Raw genomic sequence first — 14027 nt, forward strand, 5'->3', positions numbered from 1 at the left:
TCACCATCTTTACAACCCTTCATTCGATAATAAAGATTATAAGTGTGTTTTTGCAACAAATGCAATTCCGAATCTGGCATCATCATGCTATTATAAATATAAGTGGTTGTGTTTGATTTTTTAAAGGAGATTTATTTAACATGAAAAGAAATATAGCGTTAGTATTAACTTGTCTTATGATTATAGGTATGGTTGGATGCGTTGGGAATGATAAAGCTCAAGATTCGGAAAACATCGGAGGAGCAAACGATGCTGCTTCCAATGAACTTGAAACAACATCTGCCGGAGATGAGGCACAGGCGGCAGAAGCTGCAAGCGAGCAGGCAACTGCAGCAGATGACGATTTTACACCATATCAGTTATTTTTAAGTGACGATCTTTCTGTTGATGGGCAGACTTTCTTAGAGATATATGCAGAGTCTTTTGACGATTTAGGTGAGAAACCGGAGGCATATTACTATGATGTAGATAGTGACGGTGAAGACGAGCTTTTGGTTGTAGGACCATATTACGGTTTCGATATTTATGATGTCATTAATGGTGAATTTACATGTCTTGATTGCGGCGGCGGAATAGCAACTATTTGCGATATCTATGCAGGCGAGGGCAAGGCATACGTGGTTCACACAGATTTTGGGCATGTTGGAAGACAAAATATTGAATTTGCATTATATGGCTCAAATGGGGAGAAAGTAGAGAGTTTCGAGATTTCAGCCGGTTATCCGGATAAGGATAACTACGATGAGAACAGTATGTTCCTTCTTAATGACAAAGAAATCACAATGCAGGAATATGAGAAATATCTGAATACCTATAAGCCTCTGGATAGGTCTACGCTTAAGTCTGCATGGGATTAAGGATATTGCGACCGGGGCGTCTCTTGTTTCATACAGATTTGCAAACCGAGTAAAGAATCGGACTGTTGGTCTTATTACCGGTGCAGTTCTGACACGTTTTGAGACTAAAGTGTATGGAAGAGCTAAGAAAAGAAGATAAAGAAAATAATGTAGCAAATAGGCAGCCTTACGGAATGAGCAGGGAGTTAAGCTCATCTGGAAGGCTGTTTTATATTTATGCAAAAGTCATGTTGACATACCATGTTAGCCGTAGTATAACATACTATGTTAGACATAGTATGACTGTAATAGTAACACAAGAGGAGAACAAAATGAAAACTGTAAAATATTTATTGGGAATAATAGTGACTATAGCACTCGCTTTGGTTGCGTCTGCATATATACCTGGTATATTTGGTAGGATAGCGCTGATACTAATTCTTGTATTATCTGTAATTATTTTTGGACATAAAGAGGTTTTTGCTTTTTCGTTTAAGAGTTTTAAGGATACATTTGTGATTGGTGGTGTGATGACGGCGGTTACAGCTTTTTACCTTATCACCAACTTGTATAAATCATTTACTGAGTACGGAACACCGCTTATGGATAGCAAATTGGTGGTATCGTTTTTTATTACCATGTTTATAGGAGCTGGAATTAGTGAAGAACTTATCGCTAGAGGTTTTTTATTTACATTCCTAAGAAACGCTTTTGGAAACAATAAAGCTTCTTATATTGTTGCTATGGCATTATCTTCGATATTCTTTGGAGCATTGCATTTTACTAATTTGGATGGGGCAGTTGATCCTACGCCCATCTATGCACAGATAATCTATGCTGTTGGAATAGGTTTTTTCCTTGCTGCACTTTATATTAGAACAGGAAATCTTTGGGGCAATATGGTACTTCACTATTTGTTTGATATAAGCCTTATGATCTATCCAATGGTCTTCGCAAACAGAAGTGATATGGATGTTCTCATTGGCGAATGGCTTGGAAACGGCATTATTATCAAATCAATCCTTATTTGTGTAGTATCTGTAATTCTTGGACTTTATCTTATCAGAGACAGCAAATTGCAGCCAATTATTGATGCTGAGAATGTAATACAAGAAAAAGCTGCTTAATTCAGTTTTACATATAAATCGGAGTGTTTAACACAGCAAATATGCAGCCTTTTGGTTTGGGCAGGGAATTAGGCTCATTCCGGAAGGCTGCTTTTATATTGCAATCTTTGCAGGAAAAATTTTATAATATGAAAAATCGATAAAGGGTTTAATGTAGGCGATGTTTGGTCTGTGTGAATGTATGGAACAACGAAACCAGCAAGTAAAATGTGGATTAGGAATAATGGAACTGGAACGTGGCATGGTTATCCAATGGAGTGATAAGAGTTTTTATAATACAAATACGAGGAGAAAATGAAATGAATTTTTTTATACAGGTTAGTAACCCAAAATACTTAAATAGAACTAATGATGAATGTATCGAAAGCTTATCGGATGCTGTCGAGGATAGTTTTCCCTTAAATACAGAAGATGCCTTTTTGGTTTGGAACCATATTTATGTACCATTATCTTATAAATATGATATTAGCTATATGATAGAAGATCTTGTTAAAATTTTAAAGAAAATTATGGAGAGTGAAAAGGGAAGTTTAAATATATGTTGGCTTCCTGATACATTTCGATGTGATTGGAAAATAGAATGGAGTGCAGGAGAAATAAATATATTATCACATTGGGATTGTACTGTGGGAGATTTGGAGGATTTATTGAATAACAATAATTCGATAAAAATGCCAATTGAACAGTTTTTGAATGAATGGAAAAAACTATTGGAACTGATAGTTTGTGTTTTAAAACATAATGGTTATACTGAAACAAATTTGGATGGGTTAGATGAATTGATTACTGTTTATGAAAAAATCAATGATGCTGGAATGCTTTACAAAGATAATGAAGCTTAAAGAATTATGGATTGTAATGGAAAAAACTGATAAAACTGATGCAAATGCGAGAGAGTTTTATTTTACGAGGAGATTTATGTATGAAGATGAGAATACTTGTGCCAATCGTGGCAATGAGTTTGATTGTTGTGGGATGTGAAAAGAAAAATGATGTTGAGATAACTGATGCGCCGTCTGCTGTGGAATCTCAATCGGCAGCAGGAGATAGTGAAGCTGCGGATACTAACGCTGTCGATGAGAGCACAGATGTGGCAGCAGAGCAGGAAGGTGCAGCAGGAGATTCAGGTGAATCCGGCACCAAGGTGCTTACCGATGAGCAGGCCCGTGATGCGGTATGGAAGTATATCTGTACTGAAGAAAACCCGAGTCTGGAGGAGTATGACGGAGAAGCTTCCGTTTATTGCGTTGTCAGCTCTGAGGAAGGCGCAGATGAGATAAGGATTGATTTTAGATCATATACCGGTTCGCACGAGTATTTTTACATCGACCGTGCCACGGGAGATACACATTCTACGCAGTTTGTGCCCGGAATAATTGATGAAGAAGAGGATACCGGCTTATCCATAAATGTGTGGGATTATATAGACAAGTAAATAGCATTTACGTTTACGAAATGCTTGCGCACGAGCTGTATTGTGAAGCAATAGAATACCTTTACGCTCTACACAAAAAAAGGACCTCGCTAAAGTGATCAAAGTGTACCGACCCCAAAAAGTTAGACCAAAAATCTAACTTTTGGGAGGTCGGTATTTTTATGGCAAAATATGATTTTGATTTTAAGAAAAAGGTAGTCTTAGCATACCTCAAAGGAGAAGGTGGAAAGGACTATTTAGCAAAAAAGTACAGTGTAGCTAGTTCACATCATATTCTAGAATGGGTAAATAACTATAATATGTTAGGCGATGAAGGTCTAAAACGATCTCGGAAAAAAGAGAGTTATTCTTTCGAAAAGAAGCTTAATATTGTACATAATGAATCAAATAGCATGGGAAATCCTGTGCTACTTTTTCCTTCTTCGCTTTCTTGCATCAGGCTCTATAAGTGGAGATTGTTCCATCATATTTCCAAGTTCGGTTGGATCATTACTTTTAGCGACTCTGTCTAGCTCGGAGTCGCTTATTTTTACGCCAAGTATGTGAAGCAGGCTCTTGTGAATCAGCTTACCAAAAGACATCTTCTCTTTTTCTTTGTTATATTCATCAAATATTATCTTCATCAATGCCTTTTGATCAGAATAACCATCCTGATAATCTGAGGTTGAAGAATCATTTTTATGATTGAACTTTATGTCTCGAAGAATGGAGAGTAATGCATTTGCCATCCTGCCGGAGAAAAGATAATCCTGATTCATTCTGACATAGTCAGCTTCAAGAAGTTTCTTCTGAACTTCTCTTGATTTAATATCGGCACCTTCTTGTTTTATGCGTTCGATTTGAACAGTATCATTAAATTTCTGAATTGATTCATCCACAAATCCGTTAACATAGATGGCTGCGTCCAAAAGCATATTGTCAAAGTTTTTATGCTCGATTATTTCAGACAAAAGAGCGGAATCTACTTCTTCACTTCTAAGTTTATCAAGAGCACCATCAGTAAGTCCAAGTTCATGTATCTCATAATGTGGCTGCTTGAGGGTATTGGTAAGTCCCAGAAGATAATCAGCAGAAACATGAAAAGCATTGCAATATTTTATCAGTACGTTACTTGGAACATAGTGACCTTCTTTTTCGTAATCAGCAATTGAGGTCGCAGCTATGCCTAGCTTGTCGGCAACGTCTTTCTGAGTGAGCTTTGCCTCACCGTTCAAATATCTTAAATCTTTTAAGCGTACATTTACTGATTCCATAAAAAATACCTCTCATATTAAAAATATGATATCACACCGATATGTCGTTTTTATATCTTTTTGATTTGCAATCACGACGTTTCGTGTATAGGAAGGAGTGGGTCGTTTTTTCTTTTTAATAAAGATAGAAAAAGCGAATGACCGTTCCGAATGAATACTCAACCCGGGGAAAGCTAAGCGAAGACGTCTGATGGACAGAGCGAGCCAAGGTGCAGCAAACGACAAAGCCCAAAACAGTCTAAATGGCTAACATGATCTTAGAGGATACTTGTTAGGAACTCAGGAGGGGAGACGGCAACTTAAGCAAAAAGATTACTGCTAAAGAATAGAAAGCGAGTGGTTGCGGAAAGCAATTTTCGGAGAAAATGGTGCAGCCATTTTCACTGAAAAGGGGTCAAGGGGGCGAAGCTCCTTTGTCAGGTCGAGGGTGAAACCCCGCCCAGTAGGTATGTTGGAATCGACATACCATACTGGGTATTTTTTGTCGACTCGGGCCTTTATAGCCCTTGAAGACGGTGCTTTTCGGCCGAACAAATTTTTTAAAACAACTATTATGACTATCGCGTATTTTATGGAGGATAAAAGTGATATGAGAGTTTCAAGACATAATGGTAGATCGGGAGCACATGGAACTTATAATCCCAAACACAATGATAGAGAGTTCGAACTGGAAAAAGCAGAAGAACTAAAAAGAGAGTACACCAAAAACAATCTGTATTGGAATTGCATCGACAGGGAGATAATCCGTCACGAGGAACTTGGTGAAAACAACATTTCCTTTACAGATGTTGAAAAAGGTTTTTATGACCTAGTCTATAAGGATTATGTCGATGGACAGAATGAACGTAATATTAAAGCAGGTCACAGGGAAAGATGTAGGACGACAGATGATCTTAGGGCAAATGGCAAGACTTGTCCTGAGGAAACAATTTATCAGATAGGGGATATGAACATGCATGCTGATCCGGATGTTCTGGCATCCATCACTACCGAATTTTTTGATGAGATCAATCGAAGGTATGGTGACCATGTTCACACTCTTGACTGGGCGCTCCATCTTGATGAGAACACACCGCACATTCATGAGAGGCATGTTTTTGATGTGACAAACAGATATGGTGAACGACAACCTAAGCAGGAACAGGCACTAAAAGAGATGGGATTTGAGCTTCCTGATACTTCGAAGAAGGAAGGTAAATATAACAATCGTAAGATGAGTTATGACGCAGAATGTAGAAAGCTTCTGGTGGATATCTGTAAGGAACACGGGCTTATGATTGAGGAAGTACCAATCTACGGAGGAAAGAAATATATGGAAAAGCAGGAGTTTATCGCCGGTCAGATATCCGAAAAACTCGATAATCTTCGAAATGAAAACAGTAAGCTTATCATTGATAACAGTCTGCTGACAGAACAGAAAGCAGGACTGGAGAATGATATTGGCAAGCTGGATGATGAAAAAACGAAGAAAGAGCTTGAACTTGATGATGTGGAATCATTTATCAGCGATATAACAGCAGTGGCTTATCACAAAGCCTGTGAGGATATGATAGATGAAGTTACCGAGAATGTGAGGAAAGAATCGGACAAAGAAATCACGAAGCTAAAGAATGAGATCAATGGCTCTACAGATTTAAAGACAAAGGTTCTTGGAGGATTTGCGGTTGAACAGCTAACAAAACTTCAACGGAGGTTTACGGGTATTAAGAGCAGAGTTGTGGAAAGTGTAAAGAGGACTTTTTCTTCAGAATCAAAAAAGAATCAGCTTCTCAGAAAGATAGAGAATGAACTCAGACCAAGCATTATAGAAAATATTAAGAGGAAGAAAGAAGCCATAAACAGCAAAAAAGAAAGAAGCCTTGATGTTCCGTCAAAGAAAAGAAGCCATGATCGGTGTTAAAAAGGAGGGATGATACGTGGGGATATTTGATGAGGTTAAGAAAAGGGTGACAGCTTATGATGCAGTTAGCCACTATGGGATAAAGATTAACAATAAAGGAATGTGTTGCTGTCCGTTTCACGATGATAAGAATCCCAGCATGAAGGTTGATAGTCGTTATCATTGCTTTGGCTGCGGAGCTGATGGAGATGCGATTGACTTTGTATCAAATTATTTTGGATTACCGGTAATCAAAGCAGCAAAGAAAATCAACGAAGACTTCAATCTGGGAATTGCATTCAAAAACTTTAGCGGAAACGACATCAAGTCAGAAGAACAGTTGAGACTTGAAAGGGAACAGTGCATAAGTCGAGAAGTTGAAAGAGCCTTTGATATCATGAGGAGGGATGCAATAAATATCCTGTCGAAGTATCATAGTCTGTTGTGGTATTGGAGAAAAGAATATGGACCAAGCGAAGGGGATGCCGACTGGCATCCTTTTTTCGTGGAATCACTGGAAAAACTGGAATTTATTAACGAACTCCTTGATGACCTTATATTTGGAGACAGAGAAAAGCAACTTGAGATCATGGAGATTTATGGGGAGGAGATAAAAGCTATTGGGGAACGAATTAAAAACTTTAACTAAAGAGGAAATGGAAAAGATGGCAAGTATTCTTTTCACATCCGGATTTATGGAGCAGATGACAAAGCAGATTTCTGATGATAAAGGACAGAATTCTATGGGGGAAGCAGACGAGCTTTATGAAGAAAGACAGCGAGTGAGGATGATGCTTGAAACAGATGCAAAGGGAATAACCAAGCAGACAAACAATAACTGTAAGATAGCGCTCAGGGAAGATCCGGTGTTAAAGGATGCAATCAGGTTTAATGAACTTAATGAAAGAGTAGACATCATAAAGGCAATGCCTTGGAGAAGAACATCGGAAGTTCTGACGGATGTAGATGTGGCAAATCTTATAACCTATCTTGAAAAACACTACAGTCTAAAGGTTGACAGGATGATAGAAAGGGCGATTAAAACAGTGTCTTTTGATAATCCTTATCATCCCATCAAGACCTATTGGGAATCGCTGGTGTGGGATGGACATCCCAGAGTTAAGTTTGGACTACATCATTTTCTGGGAGCAGATGTATCGGAGCTTAATTATCAGGCACTAAAGATGTTCATGCTTGGGGCAATAGAAAGAGTATATGATCCAGGTCATAAGTTTGACTATATGCTCTGTCTTGTGGGCGGTCAGGGTGCCGGTAAATCAACATTCTTACGATTTCTGGCAATATCGGACAGATATTTCACGGATGATGTGAAAAAGCTTGATGGGGAGGATGTTTTTGAAAAGCTTCAAGGTCATCTGATCATAGAAATGGCTGAGATGTTGGCAGCAATAAGAGCAGCAAATGCAGAGGAGATAAAATCCTTCATCACAAGACAGGTGGATGTATATCGAATCCGATATGACAAATATGCCACGGAGCATCCAAGAAAGTGTGTTTTTGCTGGAACTTCCAACAAGAGACAGTTCCTTCCGCCGGATAAATCGGGAAACAGAAGGTTTATTCCTATTGAATGCCACGCTGATCTTGCTGAGGTTCATATTCTTGAAAATGAGGAAGAATCAAGGAAGTATATCGAGCAGATGTGGGCTGAGATGATGGCGGTTTACAAAAGCGGCGACTATTCTCTGACACTCAGTAAAGAATTGCAGGAAGAATTGGAAGCCCTACAGGAAGATTTTGTACCGGAAGATCCGATAGAAACAGAAATCAGAGATTTCTTGGATTCCACAAAGGAGAACTATGTTTGTGTGAAGATGCTTTTCTTTGAAGCTTTGGGACACAATAAGGATTTTGATATAGCAAAAAAATATGAGGCAAACCAGATTTCACAGATTGTTGACCATATCTCCGGTTGGAAAAGGATTTCGACTCATAATTTTCCCGATTATGGCACGCAGAAAGCATGGGTAAGGGAAGAGAACCTAGAATGTGAAGTGGATCCAAATGGTTTCGTATCTGTGACGGAACAGATGGATTGCCCGTTTGTTTGATGGATTATAAACCGATAAACCATTAAACCGACAAAATAAAAAAGTATTTATGTAACTATAGTAATAAAAAAGTTTTTTAGAGCCGGTTTACGGAGTTGGTTTATAACTGATTCCTTGCCGGTTTTATTATTGGGAGGAATAAGATGAAAAATAAGAATATCGTGGTATTAGATAAACGTGATGAATGGAGTAAATTTAGCGAGTTTATGGCGGGCATATACGCCAAATATGCTGATGAGGTAGGCTTGGATGACCTACCTGATCCAGAGGTGCTCTTTTACAGGAATAAAGTCATGAAAATGTATAAAGCATACATGAGGCATGTTAACAGAGAAAAATGTAGACGGGCGCATAACGATATTGAATATGGTTTCTGCTGGTGATATTATTGTCGTAGTAACGAAGAGAGAAATATTCGTATATACGGAGAATGAAAATGACAATAAGCGAAAGAATATTCAAAATACTTAAGGAAAGAGATATTTCACAGACGTCTTTTTGCAAGATGGTAGGTTTGTCAGGCAGCACAGTCAGCGACTGGAAGACAAAAAAGACTAACCCTTCAGCGGATAAGATTATGGATATATGTGCAGTTCTGGATATTACTCCGGAGCAACTTCTTACAGGGAATGGTATAGATGATGACTATACCAAGCACACTGATATGGAGATTAGCTTTGAGGATAGGGAGATGCTTGTTGAGTATCATAATCTTGCTCAGGAGCAGCAAAAAAGGCTTAAGGCATACCTTAAGGCTTTAAAAAAGCTTGAGGACTTGGAGAATATCTGAATTTGTGAATTATGATAAGGGAAAGGATTGTTATATGAAAAACAGAATAATAACAGTGCAGGATATACCAATTACAGTGTCAGTAGAAGACATTGATGATTATATCTGTATTACAGATATGGCAGCTGCAAAGGCAAAAGGCTCACGAGCAGCAGATGTTATAAGAAACTGGTTAAGAAATAGGTCTACGCTTGAATTTTTATCAACGTGGGAATATATTTACAACCCTGATTTTAAAGTGTTCGAATCTGAACACTTTAAAAAAGAGGCAGGGCTTGTAACGTTTACTCCAAGTGTTTCTGATTGGGTAGATAAGACAAACGCGATTGGTTTGTATGTTAAAAGAGGAAAATATGGCGGTACTTATGCCCATAAAGACATTGCATTCGAATTTGCTTCAGCTATAAGTCCAGTATTCAAATTATATCTTATCAAAGAGTTTCAAAGGCTCAAAGATGAGGAAAATGATATTAAAAGTCTGGAGTGGTCCGCAAAGAGGTTTTTATCAAAGAATAACTATCTGATACAAACTGATGCAATCAAGAAATACTTAATTCCGACAGGTAATTACAGAGATAACATTGAATGGCTGGCATATGCTGAGGAAGCAGATCTTCTTAATGTTGCGCTCTTTGGATTCACGGCAAAAGCATGGCGTGATGCAAATCCTGAACTTGCCAAAAAGAGCAATGTCAGGGATTATGCAACAATTAACGAGCTGACTGTACTTTCAAATCTTGAAACTCATAATTCGCAGATGATACGTGAAGGACGGGACAAAGCTACAAGGTTTGAGATACTAAAGGATATAGCGAAGTATCAGATGAATATTTTGGATGAAGCAACAATGATTGAGACTGCTTCCATAATTGATGAGAAGATAGAGGAGAATAATGACAAAGACTAATACTTCAATGATGACAAAAGTTTATCTTTATACTCGTGTATCGACTGCCGTTCAAGTTGATGGTTATTCCCTTGATGCGCAGAAAGCTAAAATGAAGGCTTTTTGTGAGTATAACGATTATGAAATTGTCGGAGAATATGAAGATGCAGGTATTTCCGGTAAATCAATAGAAAACAGAATAGCTTTTAACCAGATGATGGATGATATAAAAAATGGGAAAGATAACGTGTCATATGTGCTTGTTTTCAAGCTATCACGTTTTGGCAGAAATGCAGCAGATACACTTAGTGCATTACAGACAATGCAGGATTTTGATGTTAATCTGATCTGTGTTGAAGATGGAATTGATTCATCTAAGGATGCAGGAAAGCTTATGATCTCAGTTCTCTCAGCTGTAGCTGAGATTGAACGTGAAAATATCCGAGTGCAGACCATGGAAGGGCGTATGCAGAAGGCACGCGAAGGTAAGTGGAATGGAGGTTTTGCACCGTATGGCTATAAGCTGGTTGATGGAGCGCTAGTTGTAAATGAAGAAGAGGCTGATGCAATTAGGACTATATATGATCTTAATGTAAATCAAGGAATGGGGGCAGCTGGTATAGCCAGATATCTTGAAAATCATGGTATTGTGAAGATGCCAAGACAGAATGGAAAGACCCCTCTTTTTAGTGCTTCTCTAATTAAGAGAATTATAAAGAATCCGGTTTACTGTGGTAAGATTGCATATGGTCGCCGCAGAATAGAAAAAGTCCGTGGTACCAGAAATGACTATCATCTGGTAAATAAGGATGATTATATCTTGGTTGATGGTAAGCATGAACCGCTTATTTCTGAGGAACTATGGGAGCAGGCACAGATAATTCGTAATGGAAATGCCGAGAAATATAAGCGATACAATCGTGTGGAAGATGAAACAATCCATCTTCTTTCAGGCATTGTAAAATGCCCTATTTGCGGTGCTGGGATGTATGCCAACAAATGTACAAAGCGTAAAAAAGATGGAACGTTTTACAAGCACTTCTATTATTATGGTTGCAAGCATCGAAGGAGCGACAGAGGACATAGATGCGATTATAAACGTCAAATCAATGAAGAACTTCTTGATGCGGCTGTAATAGAGGCAATAACGCAGCTTGTTCAGGATGACAGGTCTGCAAAATTCATGAAGAGTAAAATTGACAGTAAAGTAGATGTTTCGGATATGGATGCTGAAATAGAAGCATATGGTAAACAGCTTAGGCAGTGTAATAGCAAGAGAGATATCATTATTAGTGATATAGATAGCTTAGATGTGGATGATAAGCATTATAAGAGAAGAAAAACCGATCTTGAGAATAGCCTTTACAGATTATATGATCATATTGAAGAGCTGGAAGATCTTATAATGGATGCAAGAGCCAAGCGTAAAGCGGCTATCTCGGAGAAAATGTCTACAGAAAATATTTATAAAACGATTGTCTATATAGACCGTTTCTGGGATAAGATGGATTCACAGGAACGCAGAGATTTTATTGAGCAGATTATTAGTGAAGTAAATATTTTTGAGGAAAGGACATCGGAAGGTCAGTGGCTCAAGTCCATAAAATTTAATCTTCCGCTTATTGCGGAGGATATATCGATAGGTTTGGACAAAGAAAATCATGTCGAAACTGTCTGTCTGTTAACGAAATCAAGCTGAAAGCGCAGATTGAGTTTACAGAAGACTGTTGTTCCGGCGAGCCCCGCATTTTGGGGCAAGAGCGGAACTTCCTTGTGAAAACGTTGTGTGAAGCCATGGTTCATGCGAGAGCTGAATGCTATTATTAAATTTATATCTATAATTATTCTATTTGTGTCGGCCGTCTGGTACGGCCGCACATCTAGTCCATACTCCGGTAGTACATTGCTGCTGGAATCGGATTTTTTCAATTTTGAATAAAATACAAGTTAGTTTGATCAAATTTTTGGGATTTATATAGGCTGAAACCTGTTGAAATGCTTTTTTCTAGACTTTTCAACAGTGAGAAAATGTAGTATTTACCTGTTGATTATTGTGAAAACGTTAATACCAACAGTGCAAAAAGTCAGAGTCTATCTGTTGGTTATTGTAAAAGTAATAATCCCAACAGTACAAAAGGGCGTAATCTACCTGTTGATTATTGCGAAAACGATAATACCAACAGTGCAGAAGGCTAAAATCTACCTGTTGGTTATTGTATAATCAATAATTTCGACAGGCGGAAAGGATTAAAATAGACCCCAAGAAGTGGACACAATGAAAAATCATTTTGGCAGGATTTTTAAGCAATGAATCCGACATGTGGACACGAATCTGGCGGTACATTTATGTAAAAAATGAAGAGATTCCAAGAAGTGGACACGGATTCAGCTGTCTTTGCTGATATAATTAGCAAAGGGGGACATCTCATGAATCCAAAAAAGAAACCAAGCTACACAGATGAACAAGTCAAAATTCTTTCTCAGAATCCTTATACGCATGTTGCTATGCCTAATAAAGTAACATTTACGCTTGAGTTTAAAGAGTTTTTTGTTGATCAAGTGAGGCACCATGGACTTTCTACAATAAAGATCCTTAAGGCTGCTGGATATGATCCTACTCTGTTCTCAAGAGCTGCTATTGATAACATACGCAGACGAATTCTTGCAGAAGCAGCTTCTCCTGAAGGATTAAAAGCACCAAGAGGATTATCACAAGCCGAGCGCACTGAGGCCTTTGCCAAAAAGAATCTTGATGCTCAGAGAACTTCAACATCCATTAAGGAGATGCAACAAAGGATCGTACATCTTGAACAGCAGGTTGAGTTTTTTAAAAAAATTCAAAATATATATCTTCATCCTCCGGGAAACTAGTTCATCAGAAGGAATATATATTTAAAGCCATCCAAAGAGAAGTCAGCTCTAATGACAGTTGTCTGGATGTAAAGGAACTCTGCGAACTCGCAGGTGTATCGCGCTCCGGGTATTATCGCTACATATCAGAGGTTGCTTCACAACACCGTCTCCAGAGTGAAGCTAGTGATCTTCGGGATTTTGCTCTTATAAAACAAGCATATGACTTTAGAGGATACGCCAAAGGATATCGAAGCATATGCATTAGGCTTGTCAGAATGGGCACGCCCATGAATCACAAGAAAGTCATCAGGCTTATGCGAAAGTATGGCTTAAAATGTCCTATTCGAAAAGCGAATCCCTACAGGCGCATGGCAAAAGCGCTCAAGACAAATGCTGTTGCTCCGAACCATGTACAACGTCAATTCAAGAGCCATGGACCACGACAGGTGCTACTAACAGATATAACCTACATTAGGTTAAATGACGCTTTCTGCTATCTATCAGTGATTATTGATGCTTACACAATGCAAGTACTGGCTTTTCAGCGTAAGCGCGCAATAATCCGGTGGGTTGTAAAATAACCACCATTGTTATCGGGTACAAGGGCTTTTGCCCATAAAATATACCCCGAGTTCTTATGAACCCGGAGTACCTTGACAATTCACATATGATAAAGATTACATCGCATCAAAGATGGCATCTTGATGCTTCCTGAACAGCTCATCAAGAGCTTCTTTGCATTCTGGATTCCATGGAGATAGCTTTTCAAGCTCCTCGTCGCTCATCTGAGATGATGGACATTTGATCAACAGATACTTGAGATAGTAGTAAACATCTACTCCGCAAGCCTTGGCAGTTTCGACCATGGAATAAGTGAGTGCACTTGCATCAGCGCC

15 protein-coding genes are annotated in these 14027 nt (G+C 38.5%); 13 read left to right on the forward strand and 2 right to left on the reverse strand.

Annotation, left to right across the window (positions count from 1 at the left end; all coding sequences use genetic code 11):
* Positions 1–140: 140 nt before the first annotated feature.
* From BM398_RS12195 to BM398_RS12210, 4 genes are all read left to right on the forward strand, one after another.
* Entirely contained in the window at positions 141–857 is a 717-nt protein-coding gene (locus BM398_RS12195) for a hypothetical protein (protein WP_092337907.1), read from the forward strand.
* 113 nt (positions 858–970) lie between these two features.
* Positions 971–1963: a CPBP family intramembrane glutamic endopeptidase gene (locus tag BM398_RS12200; RefSeq protein ID WP_092337908.1), complete on the forward strand. Its 993-nt coding sequence runs from the start codon at positions 971–973 to the stop codon at positions 1961–1963.
* A gap of 299 nt (positions 1964–2262) precedes the next feature.
* Positions 2263–2805, forward strand: coding sequence for a hypothetical protein (locus BM398_RS12205; protein ID WP_092337909.1), 543 nt, complete (start codon positions 2263–2265; stop codon positions 2803–2805).
* Between the two features lie 80 nt (positions 2806–2885).
* Positions 2886–3398, forward strand: coding sequence for a hypothetical protein (locus BM398_RS12210; RefSeq protein ID WP_092337910.1), 513 nt, complete (start codon positions 2886–2888; stop codon positions 3396–3398).
* A 407-nt stretch (positions 3399–3805) separates the two neighbouring features.
* Here BM398_RS12210 and BM398_RS12215 read toward each other — a convergent pair whose 3' ends face one another.
* On the reverse strand, positions 3806–4651 hold the full coding sequence (locus BM398_RS12215) for a helix-turn-helix domain-containing protein (RefSeq protein WP_092337911.1): 846 nt from the start codon (positions 4649–4651) through the stop codon (positions 3806–3808).
* A 589-nt stretch (positions 4652–5240) separates the two neighbouring features.
* Here BM398_RS12215 and BM398_RS12220 point away from each other — a divergent pair.
* From BM398_RS12220 to BM398_RS17655, 9 genes are all read left to right on the forward strand, one after another.
* Complete coding sequence (locus BM398_RS12220; RefSeq protein ID WP_092337912.1) at positions 5241–6551, forward strand: plasmid recombination protein; 1311 nt, start codon at positions 5241–5243, stop codon at positions 6549–6551.
* Between the two features lie 16 nt (positions 6552–6567).
* A complete protein-coding gene (locus BM398_RS12225) occupies positions 6568–7179 on the forward strand; it encodes a CHC2 zinc finger domain-containing protein (RefSeq protein WP_092337913.1) in 612 nt (203 codons plus the stop codon).
* Positions 7151–8602, forward strand: coding sequence for a virulence-associated E family protein (locus BM398_RS12230; RefSeq protein ID WP_092337914.1), 1452 nt, complete (start codon positions 7151–7153; stop codon positions 8600–8602). The genes BM398_RS12225 and BM398_RS12230 overlap by 29 nt, the downstream gene beginning before the upstream one ends.
* A 143-nt stretch (positions 8603–8745) precedes the next feature.
* Positions 8746–8985 carry a hypothetical protein gene (locus BM398_RS12235; protein WP_092337915.1) on the forward strand — a complete coding sequence of 80 codons (240 nt, stop codon included), beginning with the start codon at positions 8746–8748 and terminating at the stop codon, positions 8983–8985.
* Between the two features lie 53 nt (positions 8986–9038).
* A complete protein-coding gene (locus tag BM398_RS12240; protein WP_092337916.1) occupies positions 9039–9392 on the forward strand; it encodes a helix-turn-helix domain-containing protein in 354 nt (117 codons plus the stop codon).
* Positions 9393–9426: 34 nt separating this feature from the next.
* Positions 9427–10299, forward strand: coding sequence for a KilA-N domain-containing protein (locus BM398_RS12245; RefSeq protein WP_092337921.1), 873 nt, complete (start codon positions 9427–9429; stop codon positions 10297–10299).
* A complete protein-coding gene (locus BM398_RS12250; protein ID WP_092337917.1) occupies positions 10286–11977 on the forward strand; it encodes a recombinase family protein in 1692 nt (563 codons plus the stop codon). Before BM398_RS12245 ends, BM398_RS12250 begins: the two co-directional genes overlap by 14 nt.
* A gap of 728 nt (positions 11978–12705) precedes the next feature.
* The gene (locus BM398_RS12255) at positions 12706–13149 is read left to right on the forward strand and encodes an HTH domain-containing protein (RefSeq protein WP_092337918.1); all 444 of its coding nucleotides are present in this window, start codon (positions 12706–12708) and stop codon (positions 13147–13149) included.
* 122 nt (positions 13150–13271) lie between these two features.
* Complete coding sequence (locus tag BM398_RS17655) at positions 13272–13712, forward strand: IS3 family transposase (RefSeq protein WP_442857306.1); 441 nt, start codon at positions 13272–13274, stop codon at positions 13710–13712.
* A gap of 96 nt (positions 13713–13808) precedes the next feature.
* Here BM398_RS17655 and BM398_RS12265 read toward each other — a convergent pair.
* A partial coding sequence (locus BM398_RS12265; RefSeq protein WP_027209126.1) for a transposase domain-containing protein occupies positions 13809–14027 on the reverse strand: 219 nt, incomplete at its 5' end.

Origin of the sequence: Butyrivibrio sp. M55 (genome assembly GCF_900116865.1) — a bacterium.
Lineage (GTDB): Bacteria > Bacillota > Clostridia > Lachnospirales > Lachnospiraceae > Butyrivibrio.

What these genes read in the sequence shown, in the direction of transcription:
- BM398_RS12245 (WP_092337921.1), top strand. Translation starts at nt 9,427, where the DNA reads ATGAAAAACAGAATAATAACAGTGCAGGATATACCAATTACAGTGTCA.
- BM398_RS12200 (WP_092337908.1), top strand. Translation starts at nt 971, where the DNA reads ATGGAAGAGCTAAGAAAAGAAGATAAAGAAAATAATGTAGCAAATAGG.
- BM398_RS12250 (WP_092337917.1), top strand. Translation starts at nt 10,286, where the DNA reads ATGACAAAGACTAATACTTCAATGATGACAAAAGTTTATCTTTATACT.
- BM398_RS12210 (WP_092337910.1), top strand. Translation starts at nt 2,886, where the DNA reads ATGAAGATGAGAATACTTGTGCCAATCGTGGCAATGAGTTTGATTGTT.
- BM398_RS12220 (WP_092337912.1), top strand. Translation starts at nt 5,241, where the DNA reads ATGAGAGTTTCAAGACATAATGGTAGATCGGGAGCACATGGAACTTAT.
- BM398_RS12235 (WP_092337915.1), top strand. Translation starts at nt 8,746, where the DNA reads ATGAAAAATAAGAATATCGTGGTATTAGATAAACGTGATGAATGGAGT.
- BM398_RS12240 (WP_092337916.1), top strand. Translation starts at nt 9,039, where the DNA reads ATGACAATAAGCGAAAGAATATTCAAAATACTTAAGGAAAGAGATATT.
- BM398_RS12215 (WP_092337911.1), bottom strand. Translation starts at nt 4,651, where the DNA reads ATGGAATCAGTAAATGTACGCTTAAAAGATTTAAGATATTTGAACGGT.
- BM398_RS12195 (WP_092337907.1), top strand. Translation starts at nt 141, where the DNA reads ATGAAAAGAAATATAGCGTTAGTATTAACTTGTCTTATGATTATAGGT.
- BM398_RS12205 (WP_092337909.1), top strand. Translation starts at nt 2,263, where the DNA reads ATGAATTTTTTTATACAGGTTAGTAACCCAAAATACTTAAATAGAACT.
- BM398_RS12255 (WP_092337918.1), top strand. Translation starts at nt 12,706, where the DNA reads ATGAATCCAAAAAAGAAACCAAGCTACACAGATGAACAAGTCAAAATT.